The organism is Rhodococcus tukisamuensis NBRC 100609 (genome assembly GCF_001894985.1).
GTDB lineage: Bacteria > Actinomycetota > Actinomycetes > Mycobacteriales > Mycobacteriaceae > Rhodococcus_G > Rhodococcus_G tukisamuensis.
Genome location: NZ_BCXG01000005.1, coordinates 170,491 through 193,258 on the forward strand (window position 1 = coordinate 170,491; position 22,768 = coordinate 193,258).

At 70.9% G+C, this 22,768-nt stretch carries 22 protein-coding genes; 12 read left to right on the forward strand and 10 right to left on the reverse strand.

Translation table 11 applies throughout. From position 1 onward, the window contains the following. Nucleotides 1–99 precede the first annotated feature (99 nt). Nucleotides 100–654, forward strand: coding sequence for a universal stress protein (locus tag RT2_RS07740; RefSeq protein WP_072844008.1), 555 nt, complete (start codon nt 100–102; stop codon nt 652–654). Between the two features lie 27 nt (nt 655–681). Here the strand turns inward: RT2_RS07740 and RT2_RS07745 are convergent, their stop codons facing one another. Then, nucleotides 682–3,369: a bifunctional acetate--CoA ligase family protein/GNAT family N-acetyltransferase gene (locus RT2_RS07745; protein ID WP_371851144.1), complete on the reverse strand. Its 2,688-nt coding sequence runs from the start codon at nt 3,367–3,369 to the stop codon at nt 682–684. Continuing rightward, a complete protein-coding gene (locus RT2_RS07750) occupies nt 3,362–4,648 on the reverse strand; it encodes an acetoin utilization protein AcuC (RefSeq protein ID WP_072844010.1) in 1,287 nt (428 codons plus the stop codon). The genes RT2_RS07745 and RT2_RS07750 overlap by 8 nt, the downstream gene beginning before the upstream one ends. Nucleotides 4,649–4,814: 166 nt before the next feature. Here RT2_RS07750 and RT2_RS07755 point away from each other — a divergent pair, with 166 nt between their 5' ends. Genes RT2_RS07755 through RT2_RS07765 form a run of 3 tightly spaced genes read left to right on the forward strand, consistent with a single transcriptional unit; the run spans nt 4,815 to nt 7,614 of the window. Then, nucleotides 4,815–5,501 carry an iron-dependent transcriptional repressor DtxR gene (locus tag RT2_RS07755; RefSeq protein ID WP_072844246.1) on the forward strand — a complete coding sequence of 229 codons (687 nt, stop codon included), beginning with the start codon at nt 4,815–4,817 and terminating at the stop codon, nt 5,499–5,501. 6 nt (nt 5,502–5,507) lie between these two features. Further along, on the forward strand, nt 5,508–6,506 hold the full coding sequence (gene galE / locus RT2_RS07760; protein ID WP_072844011.1) for a UDP-glucose 4-epimerase GalE: 999 nt from the start codon (nt 5,508–5,510) through the stop codon (nt 6,504–6,506). Between the two features lie 58 nt (nt 6,507–6,564). After that, complete coding sequence (locus RT2_RS07765; RefSeq protein ID WP_245709168.1) at nt 6,565–7,614, forward strand: phosphatidylinositol-specific phospholipase C; 1,050 nt, start codon at nt 6,565–6,567, stop codon at nt 7,612–7,614. Here RT2_RS07765 and RT2_RS07770 read toward each other — a convergent pair. Together RT2_RS07770 and RT2_RS07775 are read right to left on the reverse strand one after the other, a co-directional pair. Further along, nucleotides 7,607–8,725, reverse strand: coding sequence for a DUF4192 domain-containing protein (locus RT2_RS07770; RefSeq protein WP_169888208.1), 1,119 nt, complete (start codon nt 8,723–8,725; stop codon nt 7,607–7,609). The two genes, RT2_RS07765 and RT2_RS07770, sit on opposite strands and share 8 nt — an antisense overlap. 132 nt (nt 8,726–8,857) lie before the next feature. Further along, nucleotides 8,858–9,547, reverse strand: coding sequence for a sensor domain-containing protein (locus tag RT2_RS07775; protein ID WP_245709169.1), 690 nt, complete (start codon nt 9,545–9,547; stop codon nt 8,858–8,860). A 314-nt stretch (nt 9,548–9,861) separates the two neighbouring features. On the opposite strand from RT2_RS07775, the gene RT2_RS07780 reads away from it, so the two are divergent. The 3 genes from RT2_RS07780 (at nt 9,862) to RT2_RS07790 (ending at nt 14,484) form a co-directional block, all read left to right on the forward strand. Further along, a complete protein-coding gene (locus RT2_RS07780) occupies nt 9,862–10,812 on the forward strand; it encodes a proteasome assembly chaperone family protein (RefSeq protein WP_072844013.1) in 951 nt (316 codons plus the stop codon). Nucleotides 10,813–10,918: 106 nt separating this feature from the next. Continuing rightward, on the forward strand, nt 10,919–11,956 hold the full coding sequence (locus RT2_RS07785) for an alpha/beta fold hydrolase (protein ID WP_072844015.1): 1,038 nt from the start codon (nt 10,919–10,921) through the stop codon (nt 11,954–11,956). 23 nt (nt 11,957–11,979) lie between these two features. Further along, nucleotides 11,980–14,484, forward strand: coding sequence for a DEAD/DEAH box helicase (locus RT2_RS07790; RefSeq protein WP_072844017.1), 2,505 nt, complete (start codon nt 11,980–11,982; stop codon nt 14,482–14,484). Between the two features lie 70 nt (nt 14,485–14,554). On the opposite strand, the gene RT2_RS07795 is transcribed toward RT2_RS07790, so the two are convergent. Both RT2_RS07795 and RT2_RS07800 read right to left on the reverse strand, forming a co-directional pair. After that, complete coding sequence (locus RT2_RS07795) at nt 14,555–14,734, reverse strand: hypothetical protein (RefSeq protein WP_072844019.1); 180 nt, start codon at nt 14,732–14,734, stop codon at nt 14,555–14,557. A 316-nt stretch (nt 14,735–15,050) separates the two neighbouring features. Continuing rightward, a complete protein-coding gene (locus RT2_RS07800; protein WP_072844021.1) occupies nt 15,051–15,488 on the reverse strand; it encodes a DUF5997 family protein in 438 nt (145 codons plus the stop codon). An 84-nt stretch (nt 15,489–15,572) separates the two neighbouring features. Here RT2_RS07800 and RT2_RS07805 point away from each other — a divergent pair, with 84 nt between their 5' ends. Further along, nucleotides 15,573–16,427, forward strand: coding sequence for a LysR substrate-binding domain-containing protein (locus tag RT2_RS07805; protein ID WP_072844023.1), 855 nt, complete (start codon nt 15,573–15,575; stop codon nt 16,425–16,427). A gap of 89 nt (nt 16,428–16,516) precedes the next feature. On the opposite strand, the gene RT2_RS07810 is transcribed toward RT2_RS07805, so the two are convergent. Next, nucleotides 16,517–17,437, reverse strand: a complete 921-nt coding sequence (locus tag RT2_RS07810; protein ID WP_072844025.1) for a hydrogen peroxide-inducible genes activator — start codon at nt 17,435–17,437, stop codon at nt 16,517–16,519. Nucleotides 17,438–17,665: 228 nt separating this feature from the next. Here RT2_RS07810 and RT2_RS07815 point away from each other — a divergent pair, with 228 nt between their 5' ends. From RT2_RS07815 to RT2_RS07825, 3 genes are all read left to right on the forward strand, one after another. Further along, nucleotides 17,666–18,253, forward strand: a complete 588-nt coding sequence (locus RT2_RS07815; RefSeq protein WP_072844027.1) for a peroxiredoxin — start codon at nt 17,666–17,668, stop codon at nt 18,251–18,253. A gap of 2 nt (nt 18,254–18,255) precedes the next feature. Further along, nucleotides 18,256–18,783, forward strand: a complete 528-nt coding sequence (gene ahpD, locus RT2_RS07820; RefSeq protein ID WP_072844028.1) for an alkylhydroperoxidase, AhpD family — start codon at nt 18,256–18,258, stop codon at nt 18,781–18,783. Between the two features lie 104 nt (nt 18,784–18,887). Further along, nucleotides 18,888–19,562, forward strand: a complete 675-nt coding sequence (locus tag RT2_RS07825; protein WP_072844030.1) for a PhzF family phenazine biosynthesis protein — start codon at nt 18,888–18,890, stop codon at nt 19,560–19,562. Nucleotides 19,563–19,661: 99 nt separating this feature from the next. Here the strand turns inward: RT2_RS07825 and RT2_RS07830 are convergent, their stop codons facing one another. Together RT2_RS07830 and RT2_RS07835 are read right to left on the reverse strand one after the other, a co-directional pair. Then, nucleotides 19,662–20,237 carry a LysM peptidoglycan-binding domain-containing protein gene (locus RT2_RS07830; protein ID WP_072844032.1) on the reverse strand — a complete coding sequence of 192 codons (576 nt, stop codon included), beginning with the start codon at nt 20,235–20,237 and terminating at the stop codon, nt 19,662–19,664. A 374-nt stretch (nt 20,238–20,611) separates the two neighbouring features. After that, on the reverse strand, nt 20,612–21,094 hold the full coding sequence (locus RT2_RS07835) for a MarR family winged helix-turn-helix transcriptional regulator (RefSeq protein ID WP_072844034.1): 483 nt from the start codon (nt 21,092–21,094) through the stop codon (nt 20,612–20,614). A gap of 97 nt (nt 21,095–21,191) precedes the next feature. Here RT2_RS07835 and RT2_RS07840 point away from each other — a divergent pair, with 97 nt between their 5' ends. Continuing rightward, the gene (locus RT2_RS07840) at nt 21,192–22,109 is read left to right on the forward strand and encodes an alpha/beta fold hydrolase (RefSeq protein WP_072844035.1); all 918 of its coding nucleotides are present in this window, start codon (nt 21,192–21,194) and stop codon (nt 22,107–22,109) included. On the opposite strand, the gene RT2_RS07845 is transcribed toward RT2_RS07840, so the two are convergent. Next, a complete protein-coding gene (locus RT2_RS07845) occupies nt 22,060–22,755 on the reverse strand; it encodes a hypothetical protein (protein ID WP_072844037.1) in 696 nt (231 codons plus the stop codon). The genes RT2_RS07840 and RT2_RS07845 overlap by 50 nt on opposite strands. Nucleotides 22,756–22,768 lie beyond the last annotated feature (13 nt).

Genomic DNA, 22,768 nt, shown 5'->3' on the forward strand with positions numbered 1-22,768 from the left:
CGATCCCCTCACGTCGCCGGCCCGCTTTCTGCTCTGTGCCCCCGGGCGGCCTCCGGAGCATGATGGTGGTGCTGGACCGCCGAGCACCGGAGGTGCGCAATGACCGCCAGCCACCGGCACCGTCGCCCCACCGGGGTCCCGTCGACCCCGGCCGCGCCGGTCCCCGCGCGGGACTGGCGGGACCGCACCCGCGTCGAGCATCCGCTCGGCCACGGCCCGGTCACCCAGCACCTGGTGGTCGGGCTGGACGACCATGGCCCCAGCCACCGCGCGCTCGCCTACGCGATCGAACTCGCCACGTCGCTGAACGCCCACCTCGACGTGGTGCACGTCGTCGACATCGAGGACATCCCCGTCGACCCCGAGTTGCGGGACTTCGACGAACAGATCCTGGGGCACCTCGACCGGGCCCGGGCCGAGACCGAACGGCTGATGGCCGCGTGCTCGCAGCGGTGGACCTACCACTGCGCCCGCGGCGATCCGGCGAACCTGCTGCGCACCGTCGCCCGGGAGAACGACGCAACGATGATCCTCGTCGGCAGTCCCCGCCACCGCATGCTGTCCTGGGTCGAACGACTCCTCGGCACCTCGGTGTCCGGCAGCCTGGTCCGTCACGGCCACCGGACCGTCGTCGTGGTGCCCGACGCGGCCTGACCCCGCCCGCGACCGGGGGCGCCCGGGCTATCGGAGCCGGCGGGGCCCCAGGTCCACCCGGCCGCTCGGCTCCGGGCCGATCCGCACCCGCGCGTCGGTGACAACGGCCCCGGACGCGCTGGCCAGCACCGGTTCGCACACCAGCTCGCGCACCTCGGGCAGGTCGTCGCCGAGCGCCGAGATCCGCTGCACCAGTTCCACCAGAGCCGCCTTGTCCACGGTCGGCGCGCTGCGGTAACCGGAGAGCAGCGGCGCGGCCTTGGGCGCGTCGATCAGCTCGGCGGCTTCGTCCTCGGTGACCGGGAGTACCCGGTAGGCCCGGTCGCCCAGCAGGTCCGAGATCACCCCGGCCAGTCCGAACGAGATCAGCGAGCCGAACGACGGGTCGTCCTGGACCGCGACCACGCAGCCGATGCCCTTGGTCGCCATCTTCTGCACGTGCAGCAGCGGCTCCCCTGACGCGGCGGCCAGGTCCCGGTACGCGACGCGGACTGAGTCCGCGGTGGTCAGGTCCAGCCGCACACCACCCAGGTCGGGTCGGTGCCGCCACTGCTCGCCGGTGGCCTTGACGGCGACCGGGAAGCCGAGCGCCTCGGCGGCCGCCACCGCCTCGTCCTCGCCTGTCGCGGCGGCGAACTCGATCACCGGCACGCCGTAGCAGGCGAGCAGTTCGGCCGCCTCGAAGTCACTGAGCCAGCGCCCTTCCCCGTCGCCGAGCCAGGTGTCCACCAGCCGGGCGGCGCGGTCGGCATCGATCCCGCCCGGCCGCACCACCTTCGAGACGGGCCGCGTCTTCCACTGCGCGTAGCGCCAGGCCCGCGCCAACGCGAGTGCCGCCCGCTCGGGGCCGGGATAGGACGGCACCGAGCCGCGCACCGGGCTTCCGTCCGGCCCGCGCACCGCCAGGAGGTCCGGGATACCCTCGGCGGCAAGGAATGTCGAGACGATCGGCTTGCTGGTGTCGCACGCTGCCTCACGCAGCGCCTTCGCGTACGGCTCGGCGTCCATCGCCACCGGCGGCACGAACACCGCGATCACCGAGTCCACGTCGTCGGAGTCGATCGCCGCGGTCACGGCGCCCGCGAACTCCTCGGGGGTCGCCTGGGCACCCAGGTCGACGGGGTCACGCACGTCGAGCCCCTCGCTGCGGGCCGCGTCGGCCGCCAGGACCCCCAGCGCGGTGGAGTTGCCGACCACCGCCAGCCGGGGTCCGGCCGGCAACGGCTGGTAGCCGAAGATCACGGCGCAGTCGAAGAGTTGGGCGATGGACCCGACCTGAACCACGCCGGCCTGCTCGAACAGCGCGGACACGATGGAGTCGTCGATCTCCACCCCGGTGGCGGCCAACGCGGGCGGCACCGCGTGCCGACCGGACTTCACCGCCACGATCGGCTTGTTCCGGGCCACCCGGCGCGCGATCCGGGAGAACTTGCGCGGGTTGCCGAAGCTCTCCAGGTACAGCAGCACCACCTCGGTCTCCGGGTCGGAGTCCCAGTACTGCAGCAGGTCGTTGCCGGACACGTCGGCGCGGTTGCCCGCGGAGACGAAAGTGGACAGGCCGAGTCGGCGGCGCGCGGCCTCGTCGAGGATCGCGATGCCGAGGGCACCGGACTGGCAGAAGAAGCCCACCCGGCCGGCCGGCGGCAGCGCCGGCGCCAGGGTCGCGTTCAGCCGCACCGCCGGGCTGGTGTTCGCCACGCCCAGCGCGTTCGGTCCGACCAACCGCATCCCGTGTGCGCGCGCCGCGTGCACCAGGCGCCGCTCGGACTGACTGCCGTCGGGACCGGTCTCGCTGAATCCCGCGGACACCACCACCAGCGCCTTGACGCCCTTGGCGAGGCAGTCGTCGAGCACCGAGTCGATCGCCTCGGCGGGCACCGCGACGACGGCGAGGTCGACGTCGTCGGGAATGTCCCGCACCGACGGGTACGCGCGCACCCCCCGCACGGAGCGGCGCTCCGCGTTGACCGGGTAGACCGGACCGGAGAAACCGGCGCCGAGGAGGTTGCGCAGCACCGCGTTGCCCACCTTCGCGTCGTCGGTGGACGCGCCGATCACCGCCACCGACTGCGGGCTGAGCAGGTTCCGGACGCTGCGCGCCTCCGCCGACCGCTCCCGGGCGTTGCGCACGTTGACCAGCGCCTCGGTGGGGTCGATGGCGAACTCGAGTCGCAACACACCGCCGTCGAAGCTGCGGCTCACCTGGTAACCGGCCTCGCGGAACACACTGAGCATGCTGCGGTTCTCGGCCAGCACCTCGGCGACGAACATGGTCAGGCCGTTCTCGGCGGCGGCCGCCGCCAGGTGCTCGAGCAGGATCGAGCCGAGCCCGCGGCCCTGGTGCGCGTCGGCCACCACGAAGGCGACCTCGGCGGAGTTCCCGTCGCCGACCTCGAGCAACCGCTCGTACCGGCCGACGGCGATGATCTCGTCCCCGAGGACCGCGACGAAGGCGACCCGGTTGTGGTGGTCCACGGTGGTGAACCGGACCAGGTCGCGGTTGGACATGGTCGGGTACGGCCCGAAGTAGCGCAGGTACCGCGTCCGCTCGGAAAGCTTGGCGTGGAAGGCGATCAGCCGGTCGGCGTCGGCCGGGGTGATCGGGCGCAGGTGCACCGCGCCGCCGTCGGTCGCGAGCACGTCGACCACCCAGTGCGGCGGGAACTGCGCGTGCGCGGCCGGCGTGGCATCGGCGGTGTCGTTCAGGTCAGTCACGGGGATCCTCCGGATCGAGTCCGAGCAGTGGGAACGTTGCCCGCCGGGTGGCGATGATGGCCGAGTCCAACCGGACCAGCGCACGGTCGACGCTCTCCACCCCGGTCTCGACGGTGCCGCCGGGACCGTCCCACGGCCGGTAGTCCCCCGAACTCCCGTCGCTCATCGTCTCGGGCGCGGCCACCTCCGGCGCCAGGCCCGCGACCCGATCGCGCCAGGACCCCGGCACCGCGGTCTGCGGGTCCAGGTCGCGGTCGAGCGCAGTCGCGATCAGGTGCGTCCAGGCGCGCGGTACCACCCGGATCAGCCCGTAACCGCCGCCGCCGAGGGCGAGCCAGCGTCCGTCGGCGTAGCGGTCGGCGAGGTCCCGCATCGCCCGGAAGGCCGCCCGCTGGCCGTCGACGGTCAGTGACAGGTCCGCCAGCGGGTCCTCCCGATGGCTGTCCACACCGCACTGACTGATCACGATCTGCGGCTTGAACGCGGCCACCGCGGCCGGGACCACCGCGTGAAATCCCCTCAGCCACACCGAGTCCACCGTGCCGGGCAGCACCGGGAGGTTCACCGAGGTGCCCTCGCCCGCACCGGCCCCGACCTCACTCGACCATCCGGTGTTGGGCCACAACGTCGCCGGGTGCTGGTGGAGCGAGATCGTCAGCACCCGAGGGTCGCCGAGGAACGCGTGCTGCACGCCGTCGCCGTGGTGGGCGTCGACGTCGATGTAGGCGATCCGGTCGAATCCGTTCTCCAGCAACCAGGAAATGGCGATCGCGGCGTCGTTGTAGACGCAGAACCCGGAGGCGTAGTCGGGCATCGCGTGGTGCATGCCACCGCCGATGCTCACCGCCCGGCGGGCCCGGCCGGACGCGATCTCCTTGGCCGCCGCCAGCGACCCGCCCGCCAGGATCGCGCTCGCCTCGTGCATCCGCGGGAAGATCGGGTTGTCCTCGGTGCCGAGCCCGTGTGGCGCCGCGGCGCCGTCGGCCCGGGCGTCGGCCAGCCCCTGCACGGTCCCGTGGCCGGCAGCCTTGACCGCCGCGACGTAGGCCGGCGTGTGGATCCGCATCAGGTCACCGTCCGACGCCGCCGCAGGCCGGACCAGTTCCACGCCCTCGATCAGGCCGAGCCCGCGGGCGAGCCCCATGGTGAGGTCCAGCCGGGTCGGGTTCATCGGGTGGTCTGCGCTCCACCGGTAGTCCAGGTACTCCGGGCTCCACACCACGACGCCGCCGGTCGGCGGCCGATCCGTGGCGGGAGGGTGAGGGGAATTCAGGGCCATGGATCCACGCTACGTGCGCACCCTCGCCGGGCGCGAACGGCGGGTCGGGTGGACCGGGGGCGCCACACCTGGTGGGGTATTCGGCGCGGGGGTGCCCCGACTGTCGGTGCCGAACCGAAAGTGCGGCACAGCCAGGTAGAATCGGCGCAGACGAAGGGGCGTGAGCGTGAAGGATCTTGTCGACACAACGGAGATGTACCTCCGGACGATCTACGACCTCGAGGAGGAAGGCGTAGTTCCGCTGCGGGCGCGTATTGCCGAGCGGCTCGAGCAGAGTGGCCCGACCGTGAGCCAGACTGTGGCGCGCATGGAGCGCGACGGGCTGCTGCGGGTCGCCGGCGACCGCCATCTCGAACTGACCGACCGGGGACGCGACCTCGCGGTCTCCGTGATGCGCAAGCACCGGCTGGCCGAGCGGCTGCTGGTGGACGTGATCGGACTCGAGTGGGACCAGGTGCATGCCGAGGCGTGCCGCTGGGAGCACGTGATGAGCGAGGACGTCGAGCGGCGCCTGGTGAAGGTGCTCAACAACCCCACCACATCGCCGTACGGCAACCCGATTCCCGGCCTGGACCAGCTGGGGCTGGACCGTCCCGTGGACAACGTCGAGACGCTGATCCGGCTCACCGACGTGCCGCAGGGCAAGCCGACCGCCGTGGTGGTCCGCAGGCTCGCCGAGCACGTGCAGTCCGATCCCGACGTGATCGTGCAGCTGCGCGCGGCCGGCGTGGTGCCGGACGCACGCGTCACCGTCGAGCGCACGCCGGGCTCGGTGACGATCACGGTGCCCGGGCACGACGGGGTCGAACTCCCCGAGGAGATGGCACACGCAGTCCAGGTCAAGCAGGTCTAGCGGCCAGTGCGACTTCTCGTCACCGGCGGAGCCGGATACGTAGGCAGTGTGTGCGCGACGGTGCTGATCGAGCGCGGTCACGAGGTGGTGGTGGTCGACGACCTGTCGACCGGCAACGCGGACGCGGTCCCCGCGGGCGCACAGTTCGTCGAGGGCGACGTCGGCGAGGTGGCCGCGTCGGTCCTCGGCGACGGTTCGGACGGGCCGCGGTTCGACGGTGTGCTGCACTTCGCGGCGCAGTCCCTGGTCGGCGAGTCGGTGCTCGAGCCCGAGAAGTACTGGCGCGGAAACGTCGTCACCACTCTCGCGCTGCTGGAGGCGATCCGGGTCTCCGGCACGCCGCGGTTGGTGTTCTCGTCCACCGCGGCGACGTACGGCGAACCCGACCGCTCCCCGATCACCGAGTCGGACCCGACCCGCCCGACCAACCCGTACGGGGCGACCAAGCTGGCGATCGACCACGCGATCACCTCCTACTGCCAGGCGTACGGCCTGGCCGCGACCAGCCTGCGGTACTTCAACGTCGCGGGGGCCTACCGCGGAGCGGGCGAAAACCGGGTTGTGGAAACACATCTCATCCCGTTGGTGCTGCAGGTGGCGCTCAGGCAGCGGGACAAGATCTCGGTGTTCGGCACGGACTGGCCGACACCGGACGGCACCGCGGTCCGGGACTACATCCACGTCCTCGACCTGGCCGAGGCGCACCTGCTCGCGCTGGAGAAGGCGAGCGCCGGCACGCACGGCATCTACAACCTCGGCAGCGGCGCCGGTTTCAGTGTCCGCGAGGTGATCTCGGCATGCCGTCGGGTGACCGGGCTGCCGATCGCGGCGGAGGACGCGCCGCGTCGCGCGGGCGACCCGGCGGTGCTCGTGGCGTCGAGCGAGCGCGCGATGGCCGAGCTCGGGTGGCGTCCGGAGCGAACCGACCTCGACGAGATCGTCTCCGATGCATGGACTTTCCTGCAGGAGCTCGGAGACCGTTCGCACTCGGCCCGCCGCGGCTGAGCGCACCTGTTCGCAGAAAGGACCTCGGGGGTCGGCGCTGCATGCCATGCTGCCGACCATGGTGCTGACCCCCGAGCTCCGCGGCCGAAAAGTGGCCCGCAGACACACCCTGATGCCGCTCGTCGCGGCCACCTTCCTCGCCGCGGCGTCCCTGCTGGTCAGCGCCCCCACCACGGTCGCCATGCCGGCCGGGTCCGCCGGGTCGTCGACCCTGTCGGCGGGGTCGGACAGCGGACTCGACACCGCCCACGACCCGGACTGGATGGCCGGGCTGCCCGACTCCGCGAGCCTCGCCACCCTCTCGGTTCCCGGCACCCACGACACCATGACCACGGGCGCATCGGTTCTCGCGCAGACCCAGGATCGCTCGTTGCCGGTGCAACTCGAGGCCGGGGTCCGCGCCCTGGACATCCGCACCCGGCACTTCCGGGACGCCTTTCCGATTCACCACAGCCTCGAGTACCTCGACGCCAACTTCACCGACGTGGTCCGACAGGCCACCGACTTCCTCCGCGCACACCCCACGGAGACGGTGCTGATGCGGATGAAGAGCGAGCACACGGAGGCCGAGAACACCCGCACCTACGAGGACACCCTCGACTGGTACATCCACGACAACCCGGACACCCGGGACCTGCTCGACACTCACCTGTGGACCCCTCCCGCCGGGTACGACGGCGCCCTCCCCACCCTGGGCGAGACCCGTGGCAAGCTTGTCATCTTGCAGAACTTCACCACCACAAAGTCTTTCGGCCCCCAGTGGGCCGGTCCGCACACGGACATCCAGGACGACTACCAGCTCGGCAACCTCGCCGACCTCCCGCAGAAATGGGACGCGGCCCGAGTCCAGTTCGAGCGCGCCGATGTCGGCGCACCGGACACCCTGTTCGTCAACCACCTCAGTGCCACCGGCGTCCCCGACCCGGTTGCGATGGCGTCCGGCGCAGTGCCCGTCACGATTGCCGCCGGCGCGCCCGGGCACCCCGGGATGAATTCGCGCGCCACGGAGTACCTGCAAGCGGGGACCACCGGCCGCACCGGCATCGTGATGGCCGACTTCCCCACCGCCGCACTGGTCGAGGCCGTCATCGCCCACAACTTCAGCTGACCGGCGGCAACGTCACACCGAGCCGGTCTGCCACGTCGAGACCGGTCCGGGCAAGATCCGTCACCGCTTCCGGCCGCACCCCACGCTGCATGGCCTCGTCCAGCAGACCCGCCAGCCGGTGCCCCGGGTGCGCGCCGAGCGCCGCCCCCAACGCTATGCCCGCCAGCGGGCCGTCGCCGCGCGCGTAGGCACTGAACCCGAACATCGTCGCCGCCTCCGCGCAGTCCGGCGGCGGCAACGCCCGCGCCAGCCGCAGCCACATCCGCTCGGCCGCCGCGGCCTCCTCGGTGAGAGCCAGCCCCAGCAGGGCGTCGCGGACCGTCGGCACCGCGAGCGCCAGCGCGATCTCCACCAGGTCACGGTCGGCGAACTCTTCCCTCGACTCCGCCCGGGCGATCGCGGTCAGGACCGACTCGAGCAGCACGCGGGCAAGTTCGTCGGGCATCTCGCCGGCGGGCGATCCCGCGGCCGCACCCGGCGGCGGGGTCGGCTCCGAATCCGCGCGGGCCCGGGCGAGCAGCAGCGCCAACCGCCGCCGACCGTCCTCGCCGTCCGGGCGCAGCACGTCCGCCAGATCCTCGCGGGTGGGGTGGATGACACGGCCCTCGAACACGAGGGTCGCGGCCAGTTGGGACGCCCCGGGATCCGGCAGCACACCGCCGTCGCCGTCGCCGCGTCGTCCACACCACGGCGCGCCCGCCTCCAGCGCCGCCAGCTCGAAGGACTCCCGCAACGGGACGCCGCGCTCGGCGAGGAAGTCCCGCAGCACCTCGAGCAGGTACGCGTGCATCCGGCGGGCGCCGGCCGAGTCGTCCTCGTCGATCACCACCGCCACGGCGAACTCGAAGTCCTCGCGCCCGCACACCCCGGCGATCCGGTACAGGGGTTCGAGATCGGGCGGGTCGATCCCGCTGTCGGGCAGGTCGTGACGCATCACGGCCCGCACGGCGCAGCGGCCGCGGTCGCCCACCGCGGCGAAGCCGATCACCACCAGCGAGCGTTCCGGGCAGAATCCGAGCATCGCCGGGATTGCCGCGATCAGGTCGCCGGGGTCCGTGATCCGGACCGAGCCGGGCATCTCGGGGTGCGGGTTCGGGTGCATGGTTGCCATGCCCCGGACCCTGCCCCGGCCGCCGGCTTCGACCCGGGCCTCGACCTGGGCTTTCAGTTGCCCTGTGGATGAACGGACAGCCATCCACAGGCGGGTGGACAGGAGGGGCCCGCCGTCAGGCCTCCTGCCCGGTCAGGCCTCGGCGTTGACCCGCGCCACGGCCTCGGTGAACACCTGGTCCAGGGTCGCGGAGTCGGGCACCCCGGCACCGAACGACATGAACGTCGCCGACACCCGCACGTCCCTGACCTGCGCGATCAGCGAGAGCGTCGACTGTGTGACCGTCTCGGCCCCGGCGCCGGAGGTCACCGTCTGCCGCAACGCCAACGTGTCGTCCGCGTTCAGCGGAGGCGCGGGCACGATCGCGGTCTTCACCGTCGCGGTGGCCCCGTTCTTGGTGGTGGTCACCTCGAGGCAGTTGCCGATCTCCTTCTCGCGAACGGAGAGCGGGGTCGCGGTCCGCATCAGCTCGACGGAGATGGTGGCCCGGTTCGCGTTGTCGGTGCCCACGATCATCGCGGTGCCGTCCGCGCTGTAGTCCTGGTTCGGCGGCTTGCACCCCGCCGGGTCCACCTTCGCGCCGGCCGGGATGCCGCTGAGGTCGGCCGCGGCCTGTGCCACCGCCTGCGACGGCAGCACGATGGCCTCGTACGGGGCCGGGAAGTCGGTCGGCGTCAACAACATCGAACCGAGCGAGGCGTCGATGGTGGCCGAGTCGCCCGTCTCCGGGGTCGGCGCGGCGACGCCCGCCACGGTCGACGAACACCCGGCGAGGGCCAGGGACGCGGCGGCGAGACCGGCGACCAGGATGCGGCGAGTCAACTTCGATCCTCCAGGGTGCAGTGGCACAGCGGTACGAGACACCGGGTTACGCGGTGAACAGCGGTTCGGGCGTTGGCCGGCGCCGTCAGGAGCCGACACCGACCACTCTGCCACCCCGGCCCCGGCCAGTCGCACAGGCCGGTCACGCGTCGCGGCCGCGCCACACCCCAAACCGCCCGTTTCGCTGTGAGCGCAATCCCCTTTCGCCCGGGAATGAACGCGCTGCCGGGATGCTTTCCACCGACAGACGGGTGTGAGCACATCGGCGCCTCGTGAGGGACACTGATAGGGAACGAAGAAGCGAAGGGGTCACGATGGACGATCAGTCGAGAATGTATGAGCTCGAATTCCCGGCGCCTCAGGTCATGCCCGGGGACGGGCGCGGCCCGGTGCTGGTCCACGGTCTCGAGGGCTTTTCCGATGCCGGGCACGCGGTCAAGATCGCGACCACCCACCTGCGCGAGAGCCTCGAGTCGGAACTGGTCGCCTCGTTCGCGGTGGACGAGCTGATCGACTACCGGTCGCGTCGGCCCACCATGACGTTCAAGGCGGACCACTTCTCCGACTACGACGAGCCGCAGCTGAACCTCTACGCGCTCAAGGACACCGCCGGCACGCCGTTCCTGCTGCTTGCGGGCCTGGAGCCGGACCTGAAGTGGGAGCGGTTCACCACCGCCGTCCGGCTGCTCGCCGAGCAGCTCGGGGTGCGGCGGACCATCGGCCTCGGCGCGATCCCGATGGCGATCCCGCACACCCGGCCCCTCGGCGTGACCGCGCACTCGACCAACAAGGACCTGATCGGCGAGAACCAGAGCTGGGCCGGCGAGCTGCAGATCCCCGGCAGTGCCTCCTCGCTGCTCGAACTGCGGATGGCGCAGCACGGCCACGAGTCGCTGGGCTACTCGGTGCACGTGCCGCACTACCTCGCACAGACCGACTATCCGGCCGCCGCCGAGACGCTGCTCGAGAACCTCTGCGAGACCGGCGACCTGGAGCTCCCGCTGGCCGCGCTGGGCGAGGCCGCGGCGCGGGTTCGCGAGCAGGTCGACGCGCAGATCACCGGCAACGAGGAGGTCCAGTCCGTGGTGCACGCACTGGAGCGCCAGTACGACACCTACGTGGCCGCACAGGAGCAGCAGTCCAGCCTCCTGGCCACGGACGGCGACCTGCCGAGCGGCGACGAACTCGGCGCCGAGTTCGAGCGATTCCTCGCTGAGCAGGCCGGACTCGGCGACAACCCCGACTCGGACGAGCCGAAAATGTAACGCGTTTCACTGTTCGGGGGGCGCGTCGGGGGCGCCAACCGTACGATCGTCCAGGTACGGGGGCCGACCGGGGACAGCCGGATCGGCCCGGCGACAGGAGACGAGAATGAGTGCACGCCGAGACCGCGCCCTGCGCACCGTGCCGGATACCGAACCCCGCCTGGTGTTCCGGACCATCCACGGGTACCGGCGCGCATTCCGGATCGCCGGTTCCGGGCCGGCGCTGCTGCTGATCCACGGGATCGGGGACAACTCGTCCACCTGGAACGAGGTGATTCCGCACCTGGCGAAAAACTTCACCGTCATCGCCCCGGACCTGCTCGGTCACGGCCGCTCCGACAAGCCGCGCGCCGACTACTCGATCGCGGCCTACGCCAACGGCATGCGGGACCTGCTCACCGTGCTGGGCATCGAGCGGGCCACGGTGATCGGGCACTCACTGGGCGGCGGCGTCGCCCTGCAGTTCGCCTACCAGTTCCCGCAGATGGTCGAGCGACTCGTGGTGGTCGCGCCGGGCGGCGTCACCAAGGACGTCAACCCCGCCCTGCGGTTCGCGTCCGTGCCGGTGGCGGGCGCGGCCCTGAGTCTGCTGCAGGTGCCCGGCTGCATGACCGCGCTGAGCGTGCTCGGCAAGGTCGCCGACCAGCTCTACCGGGGACCGTTCAAGTCCGTGACCGTCTTCCACGACGCGCCCGACCTCGTCCGCGTCCTCAGTGACCTGCCCGACCCCACCGCCCGCGAGGCATTCCTGCGGACGCTGCGCGCCGTGGTGGACTGGCGCGGCCAGGTGGTCACGATGCTCGACCGGTGTTACCTCACGGGGCAGCTCCCGGTGCAGATCATCTGGGGCGACGTCGACTCCGTCATCCCGGTCACCCATGCGTACCTGGCGCACTCGGCGCTGCCGGAGTCGCGGTTGGAGATCTTCGCCGGCAGCGGGCACTTCCCGTTCCACGACGACCCGATTCGCTTCCTGCGGGTGATCGAGGAGTTCGTCGAGTCCACCCAGCCGCACGAGTTCGACGTCGAGGCGTGGCGGCAGACGCTGATCGCGGGCGTCGGCGAGGCCCACATCACCGGGTCGACGTCGACCCGCGAGGCGGTGCTCGGCGCCATGGGGGCGGACGAGCGCAACGCCACCTGAGCGCGACCGCATAGCCTGTATCGGTGCTCCTCACCGACCTCGTCCCCGCCAGCCCCGACGCCGACTCCCTCTTCGACGCCTTCTCCGAGTGGGCGACGGGCCAGGGCCTGACCCTCTACCCCGCGCAGGAGGAGTCGCTGATCGAGGTGGTCTCCGGTGCCAACGTCATCCTGTCCACCCCCACCGGGTCCGGGAAGTCGATGGTCGCGATCGGCGCTCACTTCGCCGCCCTCGCCGCGGGACGTCGCACCTTCTACACCGCGCCGATCAAGGCGCTGGTCAGCGAGAAGTTCTTCGCCCTCTGCGAGGTGTTCGGCGCCGAGAACGTCGGCATGATGACCGGTGACGCGGCGGTGAACTCGTCGGCACCGATCATCTGCGCGACCGCGGAGATCGTCGCGAACCTGGCGCTACGCCAGGGCGCCGGTGCCGACATCGGCCAGGTGGTGATGGACGAGTTCCACTACTACTCGGAACCGGACCGCGGCTGGGCCTGGCAGGTTCCGCTGATCGAGCTGCCGAACGCGCAGTTCCTGCTGATGTCCGCGACCCTCGGCGACGTCTCGTTCTTCCAGGAGGACCTCACCCGCCGGACGGGTCGGCCCACCACCGTGGTCGGCGGCACCGAACGTCCCGTGCCGCTGACCTTCTCGTACGCGCGCACCCCCGTCGGCGAGACCATCGAGGAGCTCGCCACCACCAACCAGGCGCCGGTGTACGTGGTGCACTTCACCCAGGCCGCAGCGCTCGAGCGCGCGCAGGCGCTGACCAGCGTGAACTTCAGCTCCCGAGCCGAGAAGGACGCCATCGCGGAGGCCATCGGCTCCTTCCGGTTCACCACCGGCTTCGGTAAGACTTTGTCCCGCTTGGTCCGTCACGGTATCGGCGTCCACCACGCGGGCATGCTGCCGAAGTACCGGCGGCTGGTCGAGAAGCTGGCACAGGACGGGCTGCTCAAGGTCATCTGCGGTACCGACACCCTCGGCGTCGGCATCAACGTGCCGATCCGCACGGTGCTGCTGACCGGGCTCACCAAGTACGACGGCACCCGCACCCGCCACCTGCGGGCCCGCGAGTTCCACCAGATCGCCGGCCGGGCCGGCCGCGCCGGGTACGACACCATGGGCACCGTGGTCGTGCAGGCACCCGAGCACGACATCGAGAACTACCGGATGGTCGCCAAGGCCGGCGACGACCCGAAGAAGCTGAAGAAGATCCAGCGCAAGAAGGCGCCGGAGGGCTTCGTCTCCTGGGGCGAGCCGACCTTCGAGCGGCTCGTGTCGGCGTCGCCGGAACAGCTGACGTCGCGCTTCCAGGTGTCGAACTCGATGCTGCTCAACGTGATCGCGCGCCCCGGCAACTGTTTCGACGCGATGCGGCACCTGCTCGAGGACAGCCACGAGACGCGCGCGCAGCAACGCAAGCACATCTTGCGGGCCATCGCGCTGTACCGGGGGCTGCTGCAGGCCGGCATCGTCGAGCAGCTCGACGAACCTGACGCGGACGGCTCGATGGCCCGGCTGACGGTGGACCTGCAGCGCGACTTCGCGCTCAACCAGCCGCTCTCGCCCTTCGCGCTGGCGGCGATCGAGTTGCTGGACGTGGAGGCGCCGACCTACGCCCTCGACGTGGTCTCGGTGATCGAGTCGACGCTCGACGACCCGCGTCAGATCCTGATGGGCCAGCAGCACCAGGCCCGGGGCGAAGCGGTCGCGCAGATGAAGGCCGACGGCATCGAGTACGACGAGCGGATGGAGCTGCTCGAGGAGGTCACCTGGCCGAAGCCACTGGCGGACCTGCTCTTCCCCGCGTTCGAGATGTACCGCGGCGGGCACCCCTGGGTCTCGGAGTTCGCCCTCTCCCCCAAGTCCGTGGTCCGGGACATGGTGGAGAAGTCGATGACGTTCGCCGAACTGGTGAGCCACTACGGCCTGACCCGCTCCGAGGGGCTGGTGCTGCGGTACCTGGCCGACGCGTACCGGGCCCTGCGGCAGACGGTGCCGGACTCGGCGCGGACCGAGGAGCTCGAGGACATCACGGAGTGGCTCGGCGAGCTGATCCGTCAGGTGGACTCGTCGCTGCTCGACGAGTGGGAGCAGCTGACCAACCCGGGCGTCGAGGCCGACGATCAGCAGATCGCGTTCGGCGCGGACATCCCGCGGCCGGTCTCGGCGAACACCCGCGCGTTCAAGGTGATGATCCGCAACGCGATGTTCAAGCGGGTCTCGCTGGCCGCGCGCAAGCGCTGGGACCTGCTCGCCGAGCTGGGCGACGGGCTCGAGGCCGAGGACTGGTCGGACCTGATGGAGCTGTACTTCGAGGAGTACGACGAGATCGGCACCGGCCCGGACGCGCGCGGACCGCAGCTGTTCACCGTCTCCGTCGAGCCGGAGCTGTGGCGGGTGCGTCAGACGCTGGCCGACCCGATCGGCGACCACGGCTGGGCGCTGGTCGGCGAGGTGAACCTCGCGGAGTCGGACGCCGCGGGCGAGGTGGTCTTCGACGAGTTCGAGGTGATCGAGGGCTGAGCGGGCAGCCCTCGCGGGCAGCCCACCGGGGCGGCCCCGTCACAGACGGGGCCGCAGGGCGCCTGGCCGGCTACTTCGTGTCGGGGCAGTCCTTGACCCACTTCACGTTGCCGTCGAAGTTGCAGCTACCCGCATGCGTCCCGGCGAGGGCCGGTCCCACGGCAAGTCCGAGGGGCAGCACGGCGAGCGCACCGGTCAGCGCGACCTTGGCGACGAAGCGGCGGGTGGATGACTTGGCGGAGGTCGTCACAGTGGGTCGATCCTTACGTTCACGGCAGCCCTGAACGCGTGGCACCAGCGCTCTTGACCGGCACCTTCCGGCTGCCTTGCGGGGGGTCCGCACCTGATTACGCCGATTCGCGCACCGGAACGGTGTAGCCATGGTATAGGGATTTTCAGCCCAAGGGTAGGGGTCTTTTCACCCTGGGGTGGGGTGCGCGTCTATCGCCGGAGGTGTAGGGGCAGCCCGTTGGCCGCCCGGAGCGGGAATCGTGCCCAGACAACAAACAGCGGCCGGGCACCATGCCCGGCCGCTACCTTGGTCTCTGACTGTCCGGCTGCCGCGCCTACTTGTCGGCCGGGTGCATGATCGGCTTGGCGTGCCGCTCCCGGCGGTTGGACTGCTCGCGACGGGCCGCCTGCTGCTCCTTGATCCGCTTCTCGTCCTTGCGGACCTCCACCAGCGAGGCGCGTTCGGCCTGCAGCCAGTCCGGCTGATCCGCGAGCAGGGCATCGATCTGCTCGGTGGTCAGCGCCTCCTCGACGCCTCCGCGGGACAGGCCCGCGATGGAGACCCCGAGCTTGGCTGCGACCACGGGCCGCGGGTGCGGGCCGACGGCACGCAGTTCGACGAGCCACGCCGGGGGGTCGGCCTGCAGTGCGGCGAGTTCGTCGCGCGTGACCGGACCCGCCTGGAACTCGGCGGGGGTGGCCTCGAGGTACACGCCCAGCTTCTTTGCCGCGGTTGCGGGCTTCATGTTCTGGGCGCTCTTGTGCGACGTCATGGGTCAAGGGTAACGAGCGGCCGCGACGACGGCCCCCTCGGTGCGCCGGTCGTGGGCCGCGGCGCGCACCGGTAGCCTGAACCGATGACCGATCCGGCGCCGTCGCCCTCCTTCCGGCTGGCGTACGTCGCCGGTGTCACCCCCACCAAGTGGACGCGAATCTGGGCCGAACGCCTCCCCGACGTCCGACTCGAACTGGTGAGCCTGCCCGCGCTCGAGGTGGCCGACGCGCTGCGGGACGACACCGTCGACGCCGCACTGGTGCGCCTGCCCGTCGACCGCGAGGGCCCGCGGCCGCTGAGCGTCATCCGGCTCTACGCCGAGACGCCGGTGGTCGTGATCCCGAAGGACCACGTCATCTCCGCGGTCGACGAGATCGGCGTCGAGGACCTGGCCGGGGAGATCGTGCTGCATCCGCTCGACGACCTGCTCGAGTGGGACGCACTGCCCGGCGAGCGGGCCGCCCAGCGTCCCGAGACCACCGAAGATGCCGTCGAACTGGTGGCCGCCGGGATCGGCGTGGTGGTGGTGCCCCAGTCGCTGGCCCGGCTGCACCACCGCAAGGACCTGACGTACCGCCCGGTGACCGGGGCACCCGAGTCGCCGATCGCGTTGGCCTGGCCGGAGGACGCCACCACCGACCTGGTCGAGGAGTTCATCGGCATCGTGCGGGGGCGCACCGCGAACAGCTCCCGTGGCCGCGCCGCCGCCGAGACCGGTCCCGCGCCGAAGCGGAAGGCGTCGGAGAAGACGGCGGACAAGGCTGCCGCGAAGGCTGCGGCGGGAAAGTTGCCGTCCGGCAAGGCTTCACCCAAGGGCTCAGCCAAGGGATCGGCCGGCAAGTCGGGCGCCAAGGGCGCGCCGGCCAAGGGCACGGCGGGCAAGGCCGCGGCGAGCAAGCGCAGCGGCAAGGGGTCGGGCGGCCGCGGCCGCCGCTGACACACAACGCCGACGAACGGGCGGTTACCGGAACAACCGCCGGGTGACCCGCCCGGTAGCCGCCCGTTCATGAGCGAAAGCCGGGCTCGCTACCGAGTTCCCTTGGGCGCCACCGAGGTCACCAACTCCGCCAGCGCCCGGTAGGCGTCGGCGCGACCGCTCGACGCCCGGAAGACCAGCCCGATCGCCCGGCCCGGCGCCGGTGCCGCGAACCGCGCGGTGGCCAGGTCGCCGCGGCCGGTCTCGACCGCGACCGCCGAGTCCGGAACCAGGGTCACGCCGAGACCGCCTGCGACACACTGCACCACGGTGGTCAGCGAGGTGGCGCGGGTGTCGCCGGAGACCGGCCGCGCGTCCACCGAGCGGCACAGGTCCAGGGTCTGGTCGCGCAGGCAGTGCCCCTCGTCGAGGAGCAGCAGCGGCAGCTCGTCGAGCACGTCGATCGACAAGTCCGTTCGCCCGGCCAGCGCATGCCCCGCCGGCACGACCATCACGAAATCCTCTTGGTAGACCGGGATCTCGACCATCCCCGGCGCCTCGGACGGCAAGGCCAGCACCGCCACGTCGAGCACCCCGACGCGCAGCGAGTCGAGCAGCCGGGCGGTCTGGTCCTCGACCACGAACGGCCGCACCGAGGGCAACTGATCACGCAACGCCGGCAGCAGCACGGGCAGCACGTACGGCGCGACCGTCGGGATCAGCCCGATCCGCAGCGGCCCGGTCAGCGCCTCCCCCACACCCGCGGCCGCCGCGACGAATCCGTCGGCCGCCTCCAGGATCACCTTCGCCTGCGCGAGCAGCTGCGAGCCGGCCGGCGTCACCAGCACGCGCCGGGTGCTGCGCTCGATCAACTGCACGCCGAGGCCGTTCTCCAGCGCCGCCAGCGCCTGCGAGAGTGTGGGTTGACTCACACCCAAACGCGCTGCAGCGGTACCGAAGTGGCGATACTCGGCGACCGCGACGAAGGCACGCAGCTGCGACAGTGTGGGTTGATAAGTCTGATCAGCCATGCCTATCAGTGTAGTGACACCTATCGCCTTTACCTTTTGCATAGCTTCGGGCACTATGGAGTCATACCGAGTTGAGCGCAGAACACCGCGGCTCACTCGGGTGAAACCACCAGTACACCGACCGCACCAGTGCGCCGACCCCGGCGCAGCCAGGTGTACTGCCGCATGCCCGAGATGAAGTCACGGCGCCGACCGCGCCGTGGACCCGCACAAGTAGGAGGACCACACATGGCTCTGCTGACCATCGGCGACCAGTTCCCGGCTTACAACCTCAAGGCTGTCATCGGCGGTGACCTGTCCAAGGTCGACGCGCAGCAGCCCGACGACTACTTCACCCAGGTGACCAGCGACGACTACGCCGGCAAGTGGCGCATCGTGTTCTTCTGGCCCAAGGACTTCACCTTCGTCTGCCCCACCGAGATCGCCGCCTTCGGCAAGCTCAACGAGGAGTTCGCGGACCGCGACGCGCAGGTGCTCGGCGCCTCCGTCGACAACGAGTTCGTGCACTTCCAGTGGCGTGCGCAGCACGACGAGCTCAAGACCCTGCCCTTCCCGATGCTCTCGGACCTCAAGCGCGAGCTGGCCGAGGCCACCGGCGTCCTGAACGCCGACGGCGTCGCGGACCGCGCCACCTTCATCGTCGACCCGAACAACGAGATCCAGTTCGTGTCCGTCACCGCCGGCTCCGTGGGCCGCAACGTCGACGAGGTGCTGCGCGTGCTCGACGCACTGCAGTCCGACGAGCTGTGCGCCTGCAACTGGAAGAAGGGCGACCCGACCATCAACGTCGGCGAGCTGCTCTCCGAGAGCGTCTGACCATGAGCGTCGAGAACCTCAAGAACTCGCTGCCCGAGTACGCGAAGGACCTCAAGCTCAACCTCGGCTCCCTCGCGCGCTCGACCGAGCTCACCGAGCAGCAGCTCTGGGGCACCTTCCTCGCGTGCGCGGCCGCCAGCAAGTCGGCGACCGTGCTGCGTGAGATCGCGGAGGAGGCTGCCGACAACCTGTCGGCCGAGGCCTACAACGCCGCGCTCGGCGCCGCTTCGATCATGGGCATGAACAACGTCGCCTACCGGGCCAAGAGCTTCCTCGGTGACGAGTTCGCCCAGGTGCGAATGGGTCTGCGGATGAACATCATCGGCAACCCCGGCGTGGAGAAGGTCGACTTCGAGCTGTGGTCGCTCGCCGTCTCGACCATCAACGGCTGCCACGACTGCACCGCCGCCCACGACGCGGTGGTCCGCAAGGAGGGCATGACCAAGGAGCAGGTCTGGGAGGCCGTCAAGGTCGCCGCGACCGTCCAGGGCGTCGCCCAGGCCATCGTGGCCAGCGAGACGCTCGCCTGATCGTCAGTTCCGCTCGACTGTGCGCGGTCTCCACCCCGACGGGGAGGAGACCGCGCACAGTTGCATTCCGGGCCGGACGTTGCGTTTGGCGGTATCGTTTAGCGATGGGTATCGAGGTTGAGGTAGTCAGGGTTTTCACCGACGCCGATGGCCGCCACGGCAATCCGCTCGGCATCGTGGACGCGGCACTCGTCGCTCCCCCGGGCCGACAGGCGCTGGCCGCCGAACTGGGCTTCAGCGAGACCGTCTTCGTCGAACTGCCCACGCCGGGAGCCGATTCCGTGCATGCACAGATCTACACACCCGCCGTCGAACTGCCCTTCGCGGGACACCCCACGGTCGGGCTGTCGTGGTGGTTGCGCGAGCGCGGGCACGACATCGAGACGCTCGAGGTGCCGGCCGGGCCGGTCACCACCCGATTCGCGGACGGGTTGACCTGGATCCGCGCCAAGGCGGACTGGGCGCCGGAGTTCGTGCTGCACCCCGCGCCAGACTCCGAGGCCGTGCGCACGGCCCGGGCGGCCGCCTACGACAGCGGGCACCACTACGTGTGGGCCTGGGCCGGCGAGGGCGCGATCCGGAGCCGGATGTTCGCCCCGGACATGGGCGTTCCCGAGGACGAGGCCACCGGCGCCGCGGCAGTCCGGATCACCGACCACCTGCGCCGCAGCCTGCACATCACCCAGGGCCGCGGGTCGCAGATCTTCACCGTCTACGCCCCCGACGGCTGGATCGAGGTCGGCGGCCGGGTGCACCCCGACCGCACCCTCACCGTCTGATCCGCCGCCCGGCGACACGCCGCGGCGACGACGAGGGGGCGGGCCTAGTCACGTGACTCGGCCCGCCCCCTCGTCGTCGAGGTCAGACCGGCGCCGAGGTCAGACCGACAGGGTCTGGCCCGGGAAGATCAGGTCGACGTTCTGGACCTGACCGGCCAGCGAATCCACCGAGACGCCGTGCGCGGCGGCGATGCCCGAGAGGGTGTCGCCCGAGACGACCACGTAGGTGCCGCCCGCGGGTGCCGGCGCGGACACAGCGGGGGTGGAGGCGACGGGGGCCGATGCCAGGACCGGCTCGGCAACGTCGGAGACCGTGGTCTCGTAGCCGGCGGCGGTGGTGCCGGCGGTCAGGTACTGACCGCACACGGGCCACGCACCGGCGCCCTGGCCCGCGAGCACGTTCTCCGCGACGCGGATCTGCTCGGCCTGGCTGGCGTCCGCCGCGTTGCCGGTGCCGCCGTAGGCCGCCCAGGTGCTGGGGGTGAACTGCAGGCCACCGGAGAAGCCGTTACCGGTGTTGGTGTTCCAGTTGCCGCCGCTCTCGCACTGCGCGACGCCGGACCAGTCGTGGCCCTGCGCGGAGGCGGTTCCGGTGGCCAGGGCCATCGGGACCGCGACGAGGGCGCCGGTGGCGACGACGGCGCCGAGGGCGCGCTTGATGGTGAAATCGGTCATGAACGTGGATCCTCTCCGCTCCCGCCGGCGAGGTGGACCGCCGGCGACAACTGCGTCGTCGCCCTGGTGCTGCGTCCGTCTCGCTCCCGCCCCTGAAGGGATTTCGGCGATTCCGGTCCGCGGGGCGAGATCGAGCGGTGGCGGACCGGCGTTTGCCCGGCTGTTTCGGGCTGGTTCTGACCGTAGGGGATGGTCACGGACAGATCACGACGCACGTTTCTGGCACAGCCGTACCGCTCCCGAACTCCCGGTTCGAGGTTCCCGCAGGCCCGGTCGGCGATCCCCGAAAGTCACATCGCGGTAGTTACACGGCCGTAAGGTGATGACCGACACAGCACAATTGTGGCGCCGGTCACACCATCCGGGCCTGCCGCCTACCGCTCGACGTCCCCGCCCGGCCGGGCCGCCTCGATCGCGGATCGCATGTCGCCCAGGAACTTGACGACCGTCGCCCTCTCCGCGTCGCTGTAACCGTCGAGGGCCGCGGACGCGTTCGCGATCACCGGCCCGAAGAACGACCAGCCGAGCTCCATGGCCGCGGGCGTGACGGCCAGCAGGACCCGCCTGCGGTCGCCGGGGTCGCGCTCGCGCCGGACGTGCCCCGCCTTCTCCATCCGGTCGACCAGCGCGGTCACCGACGCCGAGTTCAGGTGGAGCTCCTGCGCCAACCACCCCGGTGTCGCCGTCCGACCGCCGCGGTCCGCGTCGAGGAGGCAGATCAATGCCCGGACGTCGGTCGGGTGCAGTCCGTGCACGCGCGCGAACTCCGCACCCAGCAGGTGCAGATCGACCGTCAGCGCCCGCAGACGATGCACGGTGGCAAGGGAATCCCCGGCCGGTTCGCGTCCGACACCCATCACGGCCTCCCGCTCGACAACATCACCCGGCCAATCTACTATCTCGACACACCAATTATCTCGATCAATCGAACTAAATTGAGACGAGGAGACCCCGATGCCCCCGTTGTCGACGGCAGCCTTCGCAGCCACCCCTGCAGGATCCGCCTTCTACCGCGCCTATGACCGCGTGCTGGCGAAGTGGCCGGTCGAGGTCACCGGCGTCGACCTCGAGTCGGCGCACGGGACCACCCGGGTCAACGTGTGCGGGCCGACCGACGCCCCGCCGGTGGTACTGCTGCCGGGCGGCGGGGCCACGTCGACGGTGTGGTTCGAGAACGTCGCCGCGCTCGCCGAGCGGCACCGGGTGTTCGCGGTCGACCTGATGGGCGACCCCGGCCGCAGCGCCGCCGGGGCCATGCCGCCGCGGACCGCCGAGGACCTCACGTCCTGGCTCGACGCCGTCGTGACGACGGCGGGCCTGGACGAGTTCGGTCTCGTCGGCCACTCCTACGGGGCGATGATCGCGCTCGCCTACGCGCTGCGTGAGCCGGGCCGAGTGAGGAACCTGGTGCTGTTCGACCCCAGTTCGTGCTTCACCGGCATGCGCGCGCAGTACCTCGCGCGCGCGGTCCCCCTGCTGGTGCGGCCCACCGAGAAGCGCCAACGCGACTTCATCCGGTGGGAGACCGACGGCCGGGACGTCGACGAGGACTGGCTGGAGCTCATCGCCCTTGGCGCAGCGCATTTCCCGAAGTCGAAAACTGTCGTGCCCAAGCGCCCGGGCCGGGACGTTCTCGCCACCCTGACGCCCGCCACCACGGTGCTCCTCGCCGCCGGCAGCAAGGTGCACGACAGCAGGAAACTGAAAGCCACAGTCGCGGAGTCGAACCCGCGACTGCGCACCGTCGTCGTCGACGGCACCACGCACCACACCATGCCGATGATTCCCGCCGCCGAACTGAACCGCGCCCTGCTCGGCGCACTCAGCGATGCGGGTCCGGTGGCCGACCCGCCGCCAGGTCATCGTCGCTGAGCAGGACGGCGATCTCCCGGCCCAGCTCGGCGCCCGGGGCCAGCGGCAGTCGGTCACCGCTCCAGAACCGTCCCGGGTCGTACCAGTTCGTCTTCTTCCGCTCGGTGAGCAGACCCATCGACTCGTAGGTCTGCGCGACCACCTCGGCGCAGTACGCACTCTCGAGCCCGGCGGCCTTCTCCTCCTGAGATCGCCTGCGCAACGCCGGAAGTCGGCCGCCGAACCAGCGCGAGGCCAGCTTCGCCGTCGAGGGGAACGGGGTGCCGTCGAGCCGGGCAATGGTCCGCAGCAGCTCGTCCTCCTGCTCCCGGGTGACGGGCCGGTCCAGCTGACGCAGCCAGCCGCGCTGACCGTACCGAGCGCCCCAGACCTGCACGGCCTGACGCAGGTCGTGCAGCTGGACGCCGCGCTGGAATCGCCCGGTCCACATGTCCTGCAACGAATGTCCGAGCTCGGCATGCCACATCAGCGGCGGCATGTCGTCGAGCACCACCGACATCCCGACGTGGTTGACGGGGCTGTTGGTCAGCGTCTGGATTGCCCGGTCCGCGCCGGAATGTCCACGGAATATCCAGATGTCGCCGGTCCGGGTGGCCTCGACGGCCGCGTCCAGGCTCACCTGTGATTCGTGCATCCGCCTGCTCATCCACCTAGCCTAG

Bases quoted from the DNA above. Each gene is read 5' to 3' on its own strand.
- RT2_RS07815 (WP_072844027.1), top strand. From the start codon at position 17,666: ATGGCTCTGCTGACCATCGGCGACCAGTTCCCGGCTTACAACCTCAAG.
- RT2_RS07810 (WP_072844025.1), bottom strand. From the start codon at position 17,437: ATGGCTGATCAGACTTATCAACCCACACTGTCGCAGCTGCGTGCCTTC.
- RT2_RS07785 (WP_072844015.1), top strand. From the start codon at position 10,919: ATGAGTGCACGCCGAGACCGCGCCCTGCGCACCGTGCCGGATACCGAA.
- RT2_RS07770 (WP_169888208.1), bottom strand. From the start codon at position 8,725: ATGGCAACCATGCACCCGAACCCGCACCCCGAGATGCCCGGCTCGGTC.
- RT2_RS07840 (WP_072844035.1), top strand. From the start codon at position 21,192: ATGCCCCCGTTGTCGACGGCAGCCTTCGCAGCCACCCCTGCAGGATCC.
- RT2_RS07740 (WP_072844008.1), top strand. From the start codon at position 100: ATGACCGCCAGCCACCGGCACCGTCGCCCCACCGGGGTCCCGTCGACC.
- RT2_RS07830 (WP_072844032.1), bottom strand. From the start codon at position 20,237: ATGACCGATTTCACCATCAAGCGCGCCCTCGGCGCCGTCGTCGCCACC.
- RT2_RS07750 (WP_072844010.1), bottom strand. From the start codon at position 4,648: ATGGCCCTGAATTCCCCTCACCCTCCCGCCACGGATCGGCCGCCGACC.
- RT2_RS07835 (WP_072844034.1), bottom strand. From the start codon at position 21,094: ATGGGTGTCGGACGCGAACCGGCCGGGGATTCCCTTGCCACCGTGCAT.
- RT2_RS07765 (WP_245709168.1), top strand. From the start codon at position 6,565: ATGGTGCTGACCCCCGAGCTCCGCGGCCGAAAAGTGGCCCGCAGACAC.
- RT2_RS07805 (WP_072844023.1), top strand. From the start codon at position 15,573: ATGACCGATCCGGCGCCGTCGCCCTCCTTCCGGCTGGCGTACGTCGCC.
- ahpD (WP_072844028.1), top strand. From the start codon at position 18,256: ATGAGCGTCGAGAACCTCAAGAACTCGCTGCCCGAGTACGCGAAGGAC.
- RT2_RS07845 (WP_072844037.1), bottom strand. From the start codon at position 22,755: ATGAGCAGGCGGATGCACGAATCACAGGTGAGCCTGGACGCGGCCGTC.
- RT2_RS07825 (WP_072844030.1), top strand. From the start codon at position 18,888: ATGGGTATCGAGGTTGAGGTAGTCAGGGTTTTCACCGACGCCGATGGC.
- RT2_RS07780 (WP_072844013.1), top strand. From the start codon at position 9,862: ATGGACGATCAGTCGAGAATGTATGAGCTCGAATTCCCGGCGCCTCAG.
- RT2_RS07800 (WP_072844021.1), bottom strand. From the start codon at position 15,488: ATGACGTCGCACAAGAGCGCCCAGAACATGAAGCCCGCAACCGCGGCA.